The organism is Sandaracinus amylolyticus (genome assembly GCF_021631985.1).
Lineage (GTDB): Bacteria > Myxococcota_A > Polyangia > Polyangiales > Sandaracinaceae > Sandaracinus > Sandaracinus amylolyticus_A.
The window spans coordinates 887,653-904,227 of sequence record NZ_CP070225.1 but is presented as its reverse complement, the minus strand read 5'-3'; the positions used below and the strand labels follow the sequence as shown (position 1 = coordinate 904,227).

Annotated in this window: 19 protein-coding genes; 6 read left to right on the top strand and 13 right to left on the bottom strand. The window is 72.8% G+C overall.

Annotation, left to right across the window (positions count from 1 at the left end; all coding sequences use genetic code 11):
* Positions 1–6 precede the first annotated feature (6 nt).
* Genes I5071_RS03700 through I5071_RS03690 form a run of 3 tightly spaced genes read right to left on the bottom strand, consistent with a single transcriptional unit; the run spans position 7 to position 3,735 of the window.
* Positions 7–1,800, bottom strand: a complete 1,794-nt coding sequence (locus tag I5071_RS03700) for a pseudouridine synthase (protein ID WP_236603987.1) — start codon at positions 1,798–1,800, stop codon at positions 7–9.
* Positions 1,779–3,287, bottom strand: a complete 1,509-nt coding sequence (locus I5071_RS03695; RefSeq protein ID WP_236603986.1) for a hypothetical protein — start codon at positions 3,285–3,287, stop codon at positions 1,779–1,781. The genes I5071_RS03700 and I5071_RS03695 overlap by 22 nt, the downstream gene beginning before the upstream one ends.
* 28 nt (positions 3,288–3,315) lie before the next feature.
* Positions 3,316–3,735 carry a hypothetical protein gene (locus tag I5071_RS03690; RefSeq protein ID WP_236603985.1) on the bottom strand — a complete coding sequence of 140 codons (420 nt, stop codon included), beginning with the start codon at positions 3,733–3,735 and terminating at the stop codon, positions 3,316–3,318.
* Positions 3,736–3,885: 150 nt separating this feature from the next.
* Here I5071_RS03690 and I5071_RS03685 point away from each other — a divergent pair, with 150 nt between their 5' ends.
* On the top strand, positions 3,886–4,404 hold the full coding sequence (locus I5071_RS03685) for a GNAT family N-acetyltransferase (protein WP_236603984.1): 519 nt from the start codon (positions 3,886–3,888) through the stop codon (positions 4,402–4,404).
* Here I5071_RS03685 and I5071_RS03680 read toward each other — a convergent pair.
* Positions 4,383–4,817, bottom strand: a complete 435-nt coding sequence (locus tag I5071_RS03680) for a universal stress protein (protein ID WP_236603983.1) — start codon at positions 4,815–4,817, stop codon at positions 4,383–4,385. The genes I5071_RS03685 and I5071_RS03680 overlap by 22 nt on opposite strands.
* A 185-nt stretch (positions 4,818–5,002) precedes the next feature.
* Here I5071_RS03680 and I5071_RS03675 point away from each other — a divergent pair, with 185 nt between their 5' ends.
* The gene (locus I5071_RS03675; RefSeq protein WP_236603982.1) at positions 5,003–5,941 is read left to right on the top strand and encodes a universal stress protein; all 939 of its coding nucleotides are present in this window, start codon (positions 5,003–5,005) and stop codon (positions 5,939–5,941) included.
* Between the two features lie 27 nt (positions 5,942–5,968).
* Here I5071_RS03675 and I5071_RS03670 read toward each other — a convergent pair whose 3' ends face one another.
* Complete coding sequence (locus tag I5071_RS03670) at positions 5,969–6,424, bottom strand: universal stress protein (protein WP_236603981.1); 456 nt, start codon at positions 6,422–6,424, stop codon at positions 5,969–5,971.
* Between the two features lie 236 nt (positions 6,425–6,660).
* Between I5071_RS03670 and I5071_RS03665 the strand changes: the two genes are divergently transcribed.
* The 3 genes from I5071_RS03665 to I5071_RS03655 are packed head-to-tail and all read left to right on the top strand — an operon-like array spanning position 6,661 to position 9,371.
* A complete protein-coding gene (locus tag I5071_RS03665; RefSeq protein WP_236603980.1) occupies positions 6,661–7,848 on the top strand; it encodes a sensor histidine kinase in 1,188 nt (395 codons plus the stop codon).
* A gap of 29 nt (positions 7,849–7,877) precedes the next feature.
* Positions 7,878–8,252, top strand: coding sequence for a response regulator (locus tag I5071_RS03660; protein ID WP_236603979.1), 375 nt, complete (start codon positions 7,878–7,880; stop codon positions 8,250–8,252).
* 6 nt (positions 8,253–8,258) lie between these two features.
* A complete protein-coding gene (locus tag I5071_RS03655) occupies positions 8,259–9,371 on the top strand; it encodes a sensor histidine kinase (RefSeq protein WP_236603978.1) in 1,113 nt (370 codons plus the stop codon).
* A gap of 9 nt (positions 9,372–9,380) precedes the next feature.
* Here I5071_RS03655 and I5071_RS03650 read toward each other — a convergent pair whose 3' ends face one another.
* Positions 9,381–10,769 carry a sigma-54-dependent transcriptional regulator gene (locus tag I5071_RS03650; RefSeq protein WP_236603977.1) on the bottom strand — a complete coding sequence of 463 codons (1,389 nt, stop codon included), beginning with the start codon at positions 10,767–10,769 and terminating at the stop codon, positions 9,381–9,383.
* Positions 10,770–10,819: 50 nt separating this feature from the next.
* Positions 10,820–11,647 carry a sigma-70 family RNA polymerase sigma factor gene (locus tag I5071_RS03645; protein ID WP_236603976.1) on the bottom strand — a complete coding sequence of 276 codons (828 nt, stop codon included), beginning with the start codon at positions 11,645–11,647 and terminating at the stop codon, positions 10,820–10,822.
* Positions 11,648–11,825: 178 nt separating this feature from the next.
* On the opposite strand from I5071_RS03645, the gene I5071_RS03640 reads away from it, so the two are divergent.
* Positions 11,826–12,110, top strand: coding sequence for a hypothetical protein (locus tag I5071_RS03640; protein ID WP_236603975.1), 285 nt, complete (start codon positions 11,826–11,828; stop codon positions 12,108–12,110).
* Positions 12,111–12,213: 103 nt separating this feature from the next.
* Here the strand turns inward: I5071_RS03640 and I5071_RS03635 are convergent, their stop codons facing one another.
* From I5071_RS03635 to I5071_RS03610, 6 genes are all read right to left on the bottom strand, one after another.
* Entirely contained in the window at positions 12,214–12,588 is a 375-nt protein-coding gene (locus I5071_RS03635; protein ID WP_236603974.1) for a response regulator, read from the bottom strand.
* Positions 12,589–12,793: 205 nt separating this feature from the next.
* Entirely contained in the window at positions 12,794–13,177 is a 384-nt protein-coding gene (locus tag I5071_RS03630; protein WP_236603973.1) for a hypothetical protein, read from the bottom strand.
* A 79-nt stretch (positions 13,178–13,256) separates the two neighbouring features.
* Positions 13,257–13,700, bottom strand: coding sequence for a response regulator (locus I5071_RS03625; RefSeq protein ID WP_236603972.1), 444 nt, complete (start codon positions 13,698–13,700; stop codon positions 13,257–13,259).
* A 164-nt stretch (positions 13,701–13,864) separates the two neighbouring features.
* A complete protein-coding gene (locus tag I5071_RS03620) occupies positions 13,865–14,701 on the bottom strand; it encodes a hypothetical protein (protein ID WP_236603971.1) in 837 nt (278 codons plus the stop codon).
* 55 nt (positions 14,702–14,756) lie between these two features.
* Positions 14,757–15,266 (bottom strand): DUF2914 domain-containing protein, encoded by a 510-nt coding sequence (locus I5071_RS03615; protein ID WP_236603970.1) that lies wholly within the window; start codon positions 15,264–15,266, stop codon positions 14,757–14,759.
* Positions 15,267–15,391: 125 nt separating this feature from the next.
* Positions 15,392–16,573: a M20/M25/M40 family metallo-hydrolase gene (locus I5071_RS03610; protein ID WP_236603969.1), complete on the bottom strand. Its 1,182-nt coding sequence runs from the start codon at positions 16,571–16,573 to the stop codon at positions 15,392–15,394.
* Between the last annotated feature and the right edge of the window lie 2 nt (positions 16,574–16,575).

Genomic DNA, 16,575 nt, shown 5'->3' with positions numbered 1-16,575 from the left:
GCGTTCTCAGGAACGCAATCGCTCGAGGACCAGCGCGAGATCGGCGGGCAACGCGCTCTCGAGCACGAGCGGTCCGGCCTCGAGCGCGAGCTCGATGCGCTCGCAGTGCAGGAACGGTCGATCGAGCGCGGCGCGCTCCCACAGATGGCGATTGCTCGGCGGATGGCCATAGCGCGCGTCGCCGAGCAGCGGATGGCCGATCGACGCGAGATGACGCCGGATCTGGTGGGTGCGCCCTTCGTCGGGCGCGGCGCGCACCAGCGAGTGACCCCCGACGATCGCGCGTCGCGTGAAGCGCGTCGTCGACGGCAGATCGCGCCCTTCCTCGCGCAGCGCGCGCCGCACGATGCCCTTGCCGTGGGTCACGCCGCGCACGAGCGCGAGGTAGCGCTTTCGTCCCGCCGCGAGCGCGCGCGCGAAGACCTCGACGTGCTCGGGACGGCGCGCGAACAGACACACGCCGCTCGTGCCCGCATCGAGGCGATGCACCGGCACCGCGTCCTCCGCGCCGGGCAGCGCGCGCACCCGCGCCAGCGCGCTGATCGGATGCTCGGGGTGCGGCGTCGTCGGCTCGTGAGGGTCCTTGTCGATCACGATCAGCCGCTCGTCCTCGTGCAGCACGCGCACCCGCGGCGGCGCGGCCGGCTCGAGCCACGCGATCGTCTCCACGTGCGCGCTCTGCGGCATCAGATCGAAGGGCGACGCCCGACGCGCGGCGAGCCCCAGCCGCGCGAGGTGCGCGAGATCGCGCGCGAGCGTGTCGGGATCACACGCGACGTAGATCACGCGCGACGGAGACAGCGCGGCGATCGCGGCGCGCAGCTCGGGCGGCACACCACGACGCGGCGGGTCGAGCACGATCGCGTCGGCGCGCTCACCGCGCGACGCCATCGCCATCAGCGCCCCGCTCGCATCGCCGACCTCGATCGACAGCCCGGCGATGCGCTGCACGTCGGCGGCCCGCTTCGCGTTCTCGATCGCCGGCGCGAACGCCTCGATCGCGTGCACGCGCGCCCCGCTCGACGCGATCCGCAGCGCGAGCGCGCCCGATCCCGCGAAGAGCTCGATCACGCGCTGCGCACCGCCGAGCGCGCCGACGATCGCATCGTGCATCGCCGCCGCGACCCCACGATGCGCCTGCACGAACGATCCGTGCGTCGCGAACGTCCACGGCGCGCCGGGCGCGATGCGATCCCGCAGCTCGCCCGGGCCCCACACCACGCGCGTCTCCGCGCCGAGCACCTGCGGACCCCGCCCCCGCAGGTTGATCGCGACCGACGCGACACGCTCGCTGCGCACCGCGTCCGCCGCCGCGCGCGCCTCGCGCTCGCTCACCTCGCGATCGAGCGCGAACGTCACCATCACCGACGCATTCCCTGCGTCGTCCACCACCTCGCGCAGATCGACCGCCGCGAGCGCGCCCCCGCGATCGCTCGCGCGCAGCACGGCCCCCGCCTCGCGCGGCGGATCTTCGAGCAGCGCGCGCACCCGTGCCGCGACGTCGTGCACCACCGGCGCGAGCACCGGACACTCGACGGTGTCGATCACGTCGTGCGTGCCCTCGCGGAAGAGCCCGAGCGACGTGCCCTGCACCATCAGCTTCGCGCGGGTGCGATAACGAAGCGGCGGCTCGGCGCGCGGCACCTCGTCGATCGCCACGCGCTCGAGCTCGGGGAAGCGACGCAGCGCGTGCTCCACCTGTGCGCGCTTCTCCGCGCGCTGCGTCTCCTCCGCCACGCCGATCCGCGGGCACCCCGGGCACACGTGCTCGCTCGCCATCACCACGTCCCGCGCTCGCACGCGCGCATCCGCTCGTACCGGGCCCACGCCTCACCACCACTCGCCCGGAGCCGCCCCGCGAGCGCGATCGACTCGTACGCCTCGAGCCAGCGCCGCAGCGGCGCGGCCTGCACCCGCAGCGCGGCCTCGGTCTCCTGCATCGCGCCGAGATCGTCCTGCGCCTCGAGCCAGCGCGCCCGCGCCTCGGAGCGCACGAGGAACGCGCGGATCGCGTCGGCCTCGCGCACCAGCGTCGCGTCGAAGTCGGGATGCCACGGATCGTCGAGCACCGGCCACCGCGAGAGCAGCTCGCCGACCACGGCCCACCACGCCTCGTCGGCCTCCTCCGCGCGCGCCTCGATCGCGGCCTCGAGCTCCACCTGGCGTCGCGCCAGCGCATCGAGCCGCGCCTGCGCGTCGCTCTCGCCGTCGATGTCGAGCCGCTCGCCGATCGCGCGCACCACCACCTCGTCCTCCGGCATCGACACCGCCGCGCTCGGCCCTTCGCTCGGCGCGATCACGCGCAGCAGGCGCGCCGACGTGCTCGTCGGCAGATCGAACGAGAGCGCCGCGATGCGCGCCCGCGCGTCCGCCTCGGCGAGCGACACCCGTCCGTCGTGATCGAGATCGAGCTCCGCGCGCACGTCGTTCCCCGCACGATCGCGCCCTCGCAGCGCCTCGAGCACGTGGATCGACCACGCCTCGTGCGACGCGCGATCCGGGCTCGGATCGCACCCGCTCGCCTCTTCGTCCCAGCTCGTCGCGAAGAACCCGCACACGTCGAGCGGCGACGCCCCGCGATCGGGATCGAGCCCGTCGAACGCGAGCTCCGCGAACCCGCCCGCGTAACACGACGTGATCACCATGCGCAGCGGGCGCGGCGACTCCGTCGACGCGACGGTCTCCTCGATCGTCTTCGGATCGAGCTCGGTGCCGCCCCACAGCAGCGCGGTCGACTCCGCGGGAAGCTCGCCGCGATCCCCGTGCGCCGCGACCCAGAGCAGGAGCGGCTCGTCGCCGTCGGTCAGCGCCGCGCGCAGCGCCTCGACGGTCGCATCGAGCGTCGCCGGCCCGTGCATCGCGAGCCGCGCCGGCTGGTACCTCGCATCGCGACCACCACGCGGCACCAGCAGATCCCCGAGCTCACGACGCAGCGGATCGCCCCGCTCTCCGTCGTCCGTCACCTGCACCGCGCGCGTCCCGGGCCCACCCGCGAAGAGCACCACGCCGCCCTCGCCGAGCACCTCGCGTGCGAGCAGCAGATCCTCCTCGAGCGAGATCTGGTTGAGCTCGGGATCGGCGCCCCCGCCGACCGCGATCCACCGCACGTGCTCGGGCATCGCCGCAGGCGCGACGGTCACCTCGATCGGCGCGGCGACCTCCTGCTCGGGCTCCCCCGCGTCCTCGACCGGCGGCTCGGAGGAGCGCACCGCGCCCTGCGCCGCCCACGCGATCAACGCCACCACGCCGAGCGCGCCGACCGCGATCCATCCCTTCGACGCACGCACCGCCGGAGCATGCGCCCAACCTCGCGCATCAGCGAATCGGCAAGCACACCGGCTCGAAGAACATCTCGCCACCGCCGGGCGCGGGGAGCCGATCGGTGCACCCCCAGTCGGGCGCGCAGTCCTCGTCCGCGTCGCAGCGCTCGTAGCAGAGCGGTGTCCCCCCGAAGTCGATGCACGCGCCGCCGAGCCCGCCGGGATCGGCCGGGCAGTCGGTGTCGCTCTCGCACACGCTCGTGCACACGCCGCGCTCGGCCGTGCGGTAGTCGACGTAGTCGACGATCACGCCCGCACATCCCTCGACGTCGAGTGGGCACTCGTCCGCTTCGAGGTCGCACGCGTCGTACGCGCCGCCGCGCGAGCGATCGCGCGCCTCCTCGTCGTCGTCCCCGCCACACCCCGCGATGCCCATCACGATCGCCACCGCGAACAGCCCGAGCTTGCTCCTCACACGTCCTCCGTTGTCACCGACGACCGCGCGCGCGAGCAGCGCTGCGCGGATGTCGGCTCCGGGATCGTAGTTCAGCCCGGAACCGACATCCGCGCGGCGCTGCGAGCAGAAACCCGGAGCGCAGCTCCGGGCAGCGACTACGCTGCATTCATGAGCACCGACGCGCTCGTCGTCCGCGCCGCCACCGAGAACGATCTGCCCGCGATGGCGGCGATGGCCGCCGATCTCGTGCGCTTCCATCACGCGCTCGACCCCGCGCGCTTCTTCCTCGCGCGCGGCGTCGAGCAGGGCTACCGCGAGTGGTTCGGCCGCGAGCTCCCGCGCGCCAACACGATCCTCCTCGTCGCGACGAAGGACGATGCGATCGTCGGCTACGCGTACGGCCGCGTCGAGGGCCGCGACTGGAACATGCTGCTCGACAAACACGCGGCGCTGCACGACGTCTTCGTGAGCGAGGACGCGCGCGGCACCGGCGCCGGCGAGCGCCTGGTGCGCGCGTTCTGCGCCCGTGCCCGCGCGCTCGGCGCACCGCGCGTCGTGCTCTCCACCGCGACGTCGAACACGCGTGCCCAGAAGGTCTTCGCGCGCTGCGGGTTCCGTCCGACGATGATCGAGATGACGCGCGAGTGCGCCGACGACGACGACGATCAGGGCGCGGCGGACTTGTAGCGCACGGTCAGCACCGGCTTCTCGCTGGTGCGCACGATCCGCTCCGCGACGCTGCCCAGCAGGAAGTGCTCGAGGCCCGTCTTGCCGGTCGTGCCGATGACCACGAGGTCGCAGTCGAGGTCCTTCGTGGCCTCGACGATCTCCACGTAGGGCACGCCCATGCGGAGGTGCCGGTGCATCGTCACGCCGTGCGAGCCGTAACGCTGGGCGACCGCCGCGAGGTCGCGCGAGAGATCGCGCTCCATCCCCTTCGCGAGATCGGAGGTCGGTGACGCGTACGCGGAGAGCTGCCACGCGTGCACGAGGTGGACCTCCGCGCCGAGCTTGGACGCGAGATCGACCGCATAACGCAGCGCCTGATCGGCCGCGTCGGAGAAGTCGGTGGGGACCAGGATTCGTCGGATCTGGAGCATGGTGGCCTCGTCCTCTCTTGCGCATTCTTTGCGCGCGCACACGCCGAACCTGCGTCTCGGATCCCACGCAGGACGCTGCAGACGCGTACCCTGTCGCAAGATTGCACGCATCGCGCCGCCCTCGCGAGCGCGATGGCACGAACTCTGTTTCGCGCGAGCGCCGAGCCTCGCGCTCCAGGAGACACATGAGCCCGAACGGACCGATCGTCTGCGCCACCGATCTCTCGCCCGGCGGCGCACGCGCCGTCGATCTCGCGGCGCGCGCCGCGCACGATCTGCGCGCCTCGCTGCAGCTGGTGCACGCGACCGATCTCGGCGGGATCGCAGAGCGCGCGAGCTCGCCCGCGCAGCGCACGCTGATCGATCGCGTGCAGCAGCGCACCGCGTTCCTCGCCGAGCAGCTCGAGGCGGAGCGCACCCGCGCGGCGGCGAGCACGCCCGAGGTCGGATGCACGCTGATCGAAGGCCGGCCCTGGGAGGCGATCGTCGAGCACGCGCAGCGCACCCACGCGCAGCTGATCGTCGTGGGACCGCACGGGCAGACCGGGCCCGTCGAGGTGCTGCGCTCCGCCGCGATGGAGTGGCTGCTCGGGATCACCGCCGATCGTGTGGTGCGCCGCGCGCCCTGTCCGGTGCTCGTCGCGCCGCACACCGGCGCGTTGCCCCCGCTCGCGTCGGGCACGTTCCTCGTCGCGCTCGACTTCGAGCAGCCCTCGCGTGGTGCGCTCGATCTCGCGCTGCGACTCGCGAAGCAGCTCGGCGCGCGGGTGCACGCCGTCCACGTCGTCCCCGAGGTCCTGCCTGCCCTCGTCGCAGCCACGCCGGTCGGCGACACGTCGATCGATCATCCGGCGCACGAAGAAGCCGAGGCCCGCGTCCAGCTCACCGAGATGATCGACGAGGCCCGCGCCCGCCTCGACGGAGCGCCGCCGGTCGCATCGCGCGTCGTGCGGGGCGATCCGCCGGTCGCGGTGAGCGAGGTCGCCGCGGAGCTCGGCGCGACGCTGATCGTGATCGGCACCCACGGGCGCACCGGTGTCGCGCACGCGCTGCTCGGGAGCGTCGCCGAGCGTGTGCTGCGTCGCGCGCGTCGTCCGGTGCTCTGCGTGCGCCCCGCGACCTGATCTGATCGATCGCGGGGCGTTCCGCCCTCACTTGTGCTTCGTGCGGTCCGGCGGGACGGTGAGCACCGGCACGTTCGACGTGCGCACCACCCGCTCCGCGACGCTGCCGAGGAACAGGTGCGGTAGCCCGGTGCGACCGTGGGTGCCCATCACGATCAGCTCGCACCCGAGCTCGCCGGCCGCGCGCACGATCTCACGATCCGGCAGGCCCTGCTTGAGGTGCCCCTCGACCGAGAGCTCCGGCTCCTTGTGTCGCTCGACGAGCGCGTCCAGCGAGCGCTGCAGCTCGGTCGTGATCTGCGCGACCACGTCGGGCCCGAGGATCACGGCTCCGTCGGGGAACGCGTAGACCGGCATCTGCCAGGCGTGGAGGAAGTGGACGCCCGCCCCGAGCTGCCGCGCGAGCGCGACGGCGTAGTCGGCAGCTCGCTCCGAGCTCTCCGAGAAGTCGACCGGGACCAGGACGCGGTGGATGGCGGGCATGGCTCTCTCGTGGCTGAGGCGCAAGGTTTGCGCGTTGGGAAGTCGTACGACGCAAGGCTTTCGCAGATCCGTGAAGCCTCGATCGGCTCCGCGCCAGCAATGCGCCGTGTTCCCGACACCTTTGCAGACGACGAGCCATCCACGCGAGCACGGCAAGCTCGTTGCACGAGCTCGCGTCCATGCGCGAGCGCCCCGGCTTCCTTGACGTCCATCCGAGAACGCCGGAAGAAGTCCGCGTGGCCGCCACGTCCGACATGTTGCGCGAGCTCTTCGACTACGTCGGCTTCGACGAGGAGGACGCGAAGTGGCTGGTGCGCATGGGCCCCGCGGTGCGCCCCGCCTTCCCGCACATCGTCGACGAGTTCTACCGGACCATCGACGACAACGCGGGCGCCCGCGCGGTGTTCACCGGAGGCCCCGCGCAGCGCGCGCGGCTCCACGCGAGCATGCACGCGTGGCTCGAGGGCGTCGTCTCGGGGATCTACGACGACTCGTACTTCGAGCAGCGCGCGCGCATCGGTCGCATGCACGTCCGCATCGATCTCGACCAGCGCTACATGATGGCGGCGATGAACGTCATCCGGCGCGGTCTGCACGACGCGCTTCGCGCCGCGCAGTGGCCCGCCGACGAGGCGATCCGCGGCCACGACGCGCTCGACAAGATCTGCGACATCGAGCTCGCCGTGATGCTCGAGACCTACCGCGAGAGCTACATGGAGAAGCAGCGCGCGAACGAGCGCCTCGCGACCATCGGCCAGCTCGCGGCCTCGATCGGCCACGAGCTGCGCAACCCGCTCGCGGTGATGGAGACCTCGCTGCACCTCGCGGAGCGCCGCAACGCCGACGACAAGGCCGCGCGCCACCTGCACCGCATCCGCGAGCAGCTCGCGATCTCGGGCGCGATCATCTCGGACCTGCTCGAGATGGCGCGCGATCGTGCGCCCGATCGCCGCGCGGTCGACGTGCGCGCGCTGGTCGACGAGGCGCTGGGCGCGGTCCCGCGGCCCGATCAGGTGCGCGTCGAGGTGTCGATCGAGGAGGGCCTGCCGCGGGCGAGCGTCGACCCGACGCAGCTGCGGCAGGTGGTGGTGAACCTCGTGCTCAACGCGACGCAGGCGATCGCGGCGGCGAAGCGCGAAGGTGTGGTGAAGGTCGAGGCGCGCCGCACGGGCGACGAGCTCGAGCTGGTGATCGAGGACGACGGGCCGGGCCTGTCCACCGAGGCGGTGCGCCGCCTCTTCGAGCCGCTCTTCACGACGCGCGCGACCGGCGTGGGCCTCGGACTGCCGCTGTGCCGGCGGATCATCGAGAAGCACGGAGGCACGATCCGCGGCTACAATCGCGGGCAGCCGGACGCGCCCGAGGGGGCGCGCTTCGAGATCCGCCTTCCCGGGGCGCTCGCCGCGGCGGGCTCTCCATCGTGATCGTGATCGACCCCATGTCCTCGCACGCCATGAGCCGACGCATCCTCATCGTCGACGACAACCGCGAGCTCGCGGAGAACCTGGCCGAGATCCTCGAGATGGAGGGGCTCGAGGCGCTGGTGATGGACGATCCCCACGCGGTGCTCGACGCCGTGCGCGAGCTGCGCTTCGACGCGGCGCTGCTCGACGTGCGCATGCCCGGGATGGACGGGATCGACCTGCTGCGCCGGCTCGCCGAGCACGTGCCCGACGCGGTCTACGTGCTGATGACGGCGTTCACCAAGGAAGAGCGCCTCGCGCAGCGCGACGCGCGGGTGCGGCGGGTGCTCGCGAAGCCGTTCGGGCCCGACGTGCTGATCGCCACGCTGCGCGACGTCGACCTGGTCGGCGCCGGCGGGGCCTGAGCGACGGTGGCCCCGGGCTTCGACGTCCTGGTCATCGAAGACAACCTCGCGCTCGCCGAGAACGTCGCCGAGCTGCTCGAGGAGACCGGCGCGCAGGTGCGCATCGCGTCGACCGTCGACGACGCGCGCGCGAAGGTGCGCGAGCGGCCCTTCGATCTCGCGATCGTCGACGTGCGCCTGCACGACGAGGTGTCGGGCATCGATCTCGTGCCGTTCCTCAAGGAGAGCTCGCCCGACGGCGAAGTGATCCTCGTGACCGGCAACGCGACGCTCGACACCGCGATCGCGGCGGTGCGCCACGGCGTGTTCGCGTACGTGCAGAAGCCCTTCCAGCCGCAGGATCTGCTGGCGCTCGCGGAGCGCGCCCTCGGTCAGGTGCGGCTGCGCAAGGAGCGCAGCGAGCTCGAGACGCGCGCCGCGGAGGCCGAGGCGATGGCCGCGATGGGCCGCCTCACCGCCGCGCTCGCGCACGAGATCCGCAACCCGCTCAACGCCGCGATGCTGCAGCTCGAGCTGATGGAGCGCGCCTCGAAGAAGAGCGGCGATCCCGCGGTGCAGAAGGGGATCGGCGATCGCGTGCGCCTGGTGAAGACCGACCTCGGGCGCCTCTCGACGTTGCTCGACGAGTTCCTCGGCCTCGCGCGCCCGCGCCACTTCGAGAAGCGACGCGTCGATCTCGTCGCGCTGCTCGCGGACGTGCACGCGCTCCAGGAGCCCGTCGCGGCGTATGCGGGCGTGACGATCGCGCTCGAGCTCGCGCCCGACGTGCCGGCGATCGACGGCGACGAGGGCCGCATCAAGCAGGTCGTGCTCAACCTCGTGACGAACGCGCTCGACGCGATGCGCCCTCAGGGCCGCGGAACGCTGACGATCGCCGCATCACGCGCGCCCGACGGCGCGGCCGAGCTGCGCATCGCCGACACCGGCCCGGGCATCGCGCCCGAGCTCCTGCGCGACGCGTTCCGCGCGTTCGTCACGTCGGGCAAGCCGCGCGGCACCGGCCTCGGGCTCACGATCGTGAAGAAGCTCGTCGAGCTCCACGGCGGCACGGTGACCCTCGAGTCGACGCCGGGCACGGGCACGACCGCGATCGTGACCCTCCCCGCCGCGACCACCTGAGATCCGTGCTCAGTCCGGCTCTCCGTCGATCTCCCCGCCCATCCCCCACTCTTTGAGGCGGTACTGGATCTTCCGCCGCGAGATCCCGAGCATCTCCGCGGCCTTCCCGGTCGATCCCTCGCACGCCTCGAGCGTCTGCAGGATCGCGACGCGCTCGATCTCCGCGAGCGTCATCCCCGGCACGAACGCGCCGACCGATCCCGCCTCCGCCGCGGGCGTCGGCATCGGCAGGTGCTCGCGCTCGATCCGCTTGCCCGGCGCGAGCACGACCGCGCGCTCGACCGCGTTCTCGAGCTCGCGCACGTTGCCCGGCCACGCGTGCGCGAGCAGCGCCTTCATCGCCTCGTCGCTGAAGCCCTCGAGCTCGCGCTCGTTCTCCTTCGCGAACCGATGCAGGAAGTGATGCGCGAGGATCGGGATGTCGCTCCGGCGCGCGCGCAGCGGCGGCACGTCCACGCGCACCACGTCGAGCCGGTAGTACAGATCCTCGCGGAACGTCCCGTCCTGCACGCACTGCTTGAGATCGCGGTTCGTCGCCGCGACCACACGCACGTCGACGCGGATCGTCTCGTTGCCGCCGACGCGCTCGAGCTCGCGCTCCTGGAGGAAGCGCAATAGTTTGACCTGCAACGGCTTCGGGACCTCGCTGATCTCGTCGAGGAAGAGCGTCCCGCCGTCGGCCTGCTCGAAGCGTCCCTTGCGGCGCGCCATCGCGCCGGTGAACGCGCCCTTCTCGTGCCCGAAGAGCTCGCTCTCGAGCAGCGACTCCGCGAGCGCCGCGCAGTTGAGCCGCACGAAGGGCCCGCTCTTGCGCTTGCTGTTCTCGTGGATCGCCGCCGCGATCAGCTCTTTGCCGGTGCCGCTCTCGCCGTGGATCAGCACGGTCGCGCGGCTCGGCGCGACCTGCGCGATCACCTGCGTCAGCCGGCGCATCGCCGGGTGCTCGCCGAGGATGCGGCTGAAGTCGTAGGTCTCGTGCAGGCGCTCGCGCAGCTCGGACGCTTCGCGCGCGAGCTTCGCCTTGTCCATCGCGCGCGCGAGCAGCGCGGTCACGGTCCCGACGTCGAGCGGCTTGGTGACGTAGTTCTCGGCGCCGCGGCGGATCGCCTCGACCGCGGTGTCGATCGTCCCGAACGCCGTCATCACGACGAACGAGGTCTCGGGGTACTCGGCCTTGCCGCGATCGAGCAGCCCGAGCCCGTCGAGGTTCGGCATCTTCAGATCGGTGAGCACGACCTCGGGCCGCAGCTCCTCCATGAGCCGCAGCGCCTCGAGCCCGTCCGCCGCGGTCGCGGTCTCGTAGCCTTCCTCCGCGAGGATCTCGGCGAGCGCGTCGCGCGCATGCGTCTCGTCGTCGACGACGAGCACGCGACCTCGGGGCACGGATCGGGGAGCCATGTCCCCGGGTTCTAGAGCGCCCGCGAGCTGCGCCGCAACTCGCCCGTCCATCACGCGACCTCGGCCACCAGCACGGCGCGCAGCTTCCGCTTCGCGCGCGCCTCGATCTGCCGCACACGCTCGCGCGAGAGGCCGAGCATCCGCCCGATCTCCGCGAGGGTCTCGCCGTCCTCCTCGAGGATCCGCCGCTGCACCACCTCGCGCTCGCGACGATCGAGCTGCGCGAGCGCGAGGGCCACGATGCGCTCGCGGCGTTCGCATTCCTCGGCGTCGGCGATCGCCTGCTCGGGCGACGGATCGTTCGCGCCGAGCTCGACCGAGCTGCCGTCCTCCTCGGTCGGCCCCACCGAGACGTCGCGCGCCGAGAGCGCGCTCTCGACCATCGCGACGTCCTCCGCCGACGTGCCGGTCACCGCCGCGATCATCTCGCGCGAAGGGCGCTCGCCGCTCGCCTGCTGCAGCTTGCGCTCGACGCTGCGCATCCCCGCGAGGAGCTTGCGCGCGTTGCGGGTCGAGGGCGCCGCGACGATGCGGCGATTGCCCATCGCGAAGCGGCTGATCCGCGCGCGCACCCACCAGGCCGCGTACGTCGAGAAGCGCGTGCCCTTCTCGGGATCGAAGCGGCGCGCCGCCTCCACGAGCCCGAGGTTCCCCTCGGCGACCAGCTCCGCGGCCGACACCCCCGAGCGCGCGAAGCGCGCCGCCGTCGCGACGACCAGGCGGAGGTGCGCGTCCAGCAGTGCCCGGAGCGCGCGTGCGTCGTCGTGGTCCTGGATGCGACGCAGGTACTCCTGCTCCACGTCCGCCCCGAGCATCGGGGCCGCGGCGGCGGTGCGGCGGAGCTGGGCGAGCGAGAGGTCGTCGGTGGTGGCGCGCATGGTCGGGGTCTCCTCGGTGGCGAGGAGGCGCCATTGCGGGGCTCGTGCCACACGCATAACCGCGCGTAATCACAGCATCTTTGCCAACTCGACGACCATTCGCGCGCAGCGGTTGCGCGGAGGCGGAGGGGGTGCGCGCAGCGGTTGCGCGCTTGTCACTGGCGAGCACGGGGACGAGATGCCCGAAGTGGTGCGCATCGACGACGGGGCCTGGGCGCGCGAGTACGAGCGGATCGCAGCGATGCTGCGCGGCGCGGCGAACGTCCCCTGGAGCGCACCGCGGGGCTGGGCGCACCGTCGGAACGCTGCGCGCGAGATGGTCGCGGCGCTCGGGGAGTCGGTGAAGCGGGCGCGCGACGCGTACGCGCGCGAGTCGTGGGCGGCCGCGCTCGACCGCGCGCGAGAGCTCGTGGTCGCGGCCGAGCGTCAGTCGAGCGATCCCGCGACGGCGCGCCGGGCCTAGTACTGCTGCCCGGATGTTCGTTCCGGGATCGATGTTCAGCCCGGAACGAACGGCCGGACGGCAGTACTAGGAGAAACCCGGAACGAAGTTCCGGGCAGAGATACTAGCGCTCGGCGCGCACGGCGGAGGTCGCGATCGCCTCGAGCAGTCGCTCGAGATCGACGGGCTTCTTCAGGTACGTCGCGCGCGGCGCGCGCTCCGATGCCTCGAGCACCGAGCTGTGCCCCGACACGACGATGCGCGGGATGCTCGCCCAACCCGGGCGCGCGTCCATGCGCGCCAGCAGCGCGTAGCCGTCCTCGCGCGGCATCGCGACGTCGGTCACGACGACGTGCACGAGCTCGCGCTCCAGCACGACGATCGCCTCGGCGACGCTGCTCGCCTCGAGCGTCAGCGCGCCGTGCCATGCGAGGTACTCGACGAACATGCGGCGCGTGTCGTCGTGGTCGTCGACGATCAGCACGCGGACGTCGGACACCGTCGCGCAGGCGGGCGTCCGTGGAAGCGTGGTGGAGCGGGCACGGGGCAGACGCGCGCGCTGCGTCTTCAGCTCGACCTCGTCCTCGGGCGGCGTCACGGCGCGCAATTCCGGACGACTGCGTGGAGTCGACATCGCGCCTGCCGAGGTAGGTCCGCGCGATCGCAGCACAACGACCCGAGCATGGCGTTGCCGACCGGGGTGATCACGACAACGCCGGGATGCGTCGGGGTCCGTGCTCGCAGGTGCTCGTGAGCCACTCCGCGATCGCCTCGATGCGCGGCGGCACGTACCCGAGGAGGACCCGGTCCGCGACACCCGACGCGAACGCGGCGTCCGCGATCGACGCGCGCCCCTCGACGAGGAGCACACGTCGCGCGCGTGGCGCGCGCTCGCTCGCCGCGAGCAGGATACCGAGCCCGCTCTTGCGTGGGCTCGGATCGAGCTCCGCGATCACGGCATCGATCGGCCCGCTCGCCATCGCGGCGTCGAGATCCCCACAGGTCTCGACGCCGCGGGCCTGCAACGCGTCGCACACGCGATCACGAAGCGCCCCCGCCTTCGCCACCACCACCACGCGCAACCCCATGTGGGCCGCACATCGACCCGCGCTCCACCGTTCGCAACGGCAAGTCGCGCGATGGGCGACCGAAGGTGCGCGACCGCGATCACGCGGCGCGGGCGGGAGACCGATAGTGCGGACGCAGGATCGATCCGACGAGCAGACGCAGCTCGTCCATGTCGAACGGCTTGGGCACGAGCGAGGCCGCTCCGAACTGGCGAGCCGCGGCGCGCATCGGCAGATCGATGCGCGACGAGAGCAGCACGACCGGGGGACGGTCCGACGTGCCGTCGGTCATACCGAGCACCTCGAGCCCCGTGAACCCATCGAGCTCGACGTCGGCGATCACGAGGTGCGCGCGCGAGGTCGGCTCGGACGCGTCGAGGTGCTCGAGGAGCTCGACTCCGTCCTCGACGGCGCTGACGAGGTGACCGTCCTTGCGGAGCGCGTCCGCGATCGACGCGCGCTCGGCTGCGTCAGCGGTCGCCACGAGGACGTGGGCGCGCCACGCGGGGAGATCCTCGAGCTCGACTGGACGCGAGACTGCCATGACACCCACCCTCCTCGGGGCCCTCGCGAGCCCCTGCAGGTGCGTGTGCAGACGACAGGCCAGAAGAGTGTCACGTGCGAGATCCCGTGTTCGTGGCGTCCGAAGTGCGGCGCGCACGTCACGGAACGCCGCGCGCGGTGAGGCGCGAGGACGCTCGATCTCGGTCAGAGGACGGGGTGCACGATCTCGCCCGCGGTGCCCGCGGGGACGCGCGGCGTCACGACCGCGGCGCGCACGCACGACTCCGCTGCGCTGCCGGCGAGCGGTGCCTCGAGCGCGAGGGAGACGCTGCCGTCGGCGGCCCACGAGACGCGGACGGGGATCACGCCGACACCTGCGCAGCGGTGGATGTCGGCGCGCCGCGCATCGAGCGCCGCGCGCAGCATCTCCTCGGCCGAGCCGCGCGCCGGAGGCTCGGGGATGACGAGGCCGTCGTCGACGCTGGTGGTCGTGGCGGTCGCGGTCGGCTCGACGGCGGGGGTCCCGGTGACGGCGCCGGGCGGAGGCGGGACCGCGTCGGGCATCGGCTGCGCGGGCGCAGCAGCGACCTGCGGGCCCCAGCCCGCACCCTGCGCGGTCATCATCCACGCGCACTCGATGCCGCCGCAGACGAGGTCGTAGCGCGCGCTGCGCCCGCATCCGCTCGCGTTGCGCACCGTCGCCGCGGGCGCGTCGACGCGGAGCTGCGAGGCGGGGCATCCGAGCTCGGCCGCAGCACGGAGGACGACGGGCTGGAGCGGCGACCAACCACCACGACGACCGAGCGCCCATGCGTAGTCGCGCAGCTGCCCGCAGCCGTGCACCTGGTAGACGCGATCGTTGAGCGCGGTGAGGACGAGCGTGCCCTGATCGCAGCCGAGCTCGCGTGCGGCTTGCTGCACGAGCTGTCGTTGCTGCCGCCGTCCGACGGTCGCGCTGCCCCCGCGGCGCACGCACGCGCCGAGCGCGAGAGCGGCGATCACGCCGAGGACGACGAGGACTCCGAGGCGGGCCCGCACCATCGGGCGAAGCTACCACGGCGCGCGCGAAGGGCTCACGCGCGCCGTGGGCGACGGGTCACCCGGTGACTTCGTAGTCCGCGGTGCCGAGCACGTTGCCGGCGGCGGTGCGCACGACGACGCGATAACGACCGGGCGCGCGCGTGCCGGTGCGCGCCTGGGTGCGGTAGCGCGGGCGCGCCGGGATGTGCAGCGTCACGCCGCCCGATCCGCTCGCCGCGACCTCGCGATCGGCGCGCTCGAACGAGACGCGGATGTCGGTCTCCGCGCCGGTCGTGTTCTCGACGCGGATCAGCACCATCACGCGCCCGTCGGTCGCGGCGAACGTCGTCGTCGGATCGACGACCTGGCCCGCCTCGATGTTGCGCGCGAGGGTGATCTCGGTGATGCGCAGACCGTCGACGGCCTCGCTCTCCTCACCGGTGGTCTGCGCGCTGCGCGCCTCGCGCGCGACGTCGTCCCCCGGCGGATCGGCGGACACTGGCGCGGCGACGAGCAATGCGGACGCGACGAGCAGCGACGCGATCCCGCGACGACGAAGGTTCTGGATCGAACGAGGTCCCACCATGTTCTCGTGCCTCCTGGGCGCGAAGCCCGGATGCCCCCCTGGCAACCGGCGCACCACCCGCGAGCCCCGCGAGAATGCCATCGATCGCGTCTCGCGCGTGTGGGCGTCGAGACACGCGTACGTGACTACGCAATCTCGTCGAGGAGGAACAGAGCGAGCGCCTCGGTGCGGCGCGCGAGGCTCTCGAGGCTGCTCCACTCGCTCGTCTCGTGGAAGTGCTCGCCCCACGGCCCGAGCCCATCGATGCTCGGCACGCCCGCGGCGGAGAGCAGGTTCGCGTCGGAGCCGCCTCCCTGGAGCGCCGCCTCGCCCACGCCGAGGCCCACGCGCGACGCGCAGGCCTCGTAACGGAGTCGCAGCGCCTGGCTCGCCTCGCTCGCTTCCATCGGCGGCCGCGTCACGCCCCCGCCGAGCTCGAAGCGCACGCTCGAGAGCTTCTCGGGCACGTCGCGCAGGCCCTCGAACGGCGCATCGACGATCGCGCGCAGGCGCGCCTCGAGCTCGGCCGCGTCGCGCGCGCTCTCGAAGCGCGCATCGATGCCGATCTCCGCGTGCTCGGGCACCGTGTTCTTCGCGCTGCCACCGGTGAAGAGCCCGACGTTCACGGTGAGCCCGCGCGCGTGATCGGTGATCGCCTCGAGCCGCGGTACGATCAGCGACATCGCGTGGATCGCGCTCACGCCCGCCGCGTGCGCGTGCCCCGCGTGCGATGCGCGACCGTGCGCGGTGATCGTCCACAGCCCGCCGCCCCGACGGCGCGTGACGATCAGATCCCCGCGCCGCCCGGCCTCGAACACCAGCGCAGCGCTGGTGCGAGGCGCGAGGCTCGCGAAGAGCGCGCGCGACGAGGGCGAGCCGACCTCCTCGTCGCTCACGCACACGGCGCGCACCCGGAGCCGCGCGTAGACATCGGGGGCCGCAGCGCGCACCGCGCCGATCGCGAAGAGCATCGCGGTCAAGCCCGACTTCATGTCGAGCACGCCCGGCCCACGCGCGACGTCACCTTCGCGCACGAACCCCGCGAACCCCATCGCGCGCGGGAACACGGTGTCGACGTGGCCGACCAGCGCGAGCGCACGATCGTCGTCGCGCGTCGCCGGCGTCGTGTACACGCGATGTGCGGCATAGCGACCCTGCGGATCGGGGTGCACCGCGATCGCGAGCCCGAGCGCGCTCGCCGCCTCGTCGAAGATCCGGGCCGCGTGCTCGACGTCCTCGGGCTCGCGCGTGCAGCTCGACTGCTCGACGAGCCGCGCGAGCAGAGGCACCTGCGCGCGCTCGAACGCGTCGCGCACCGCGGCGCGCACGC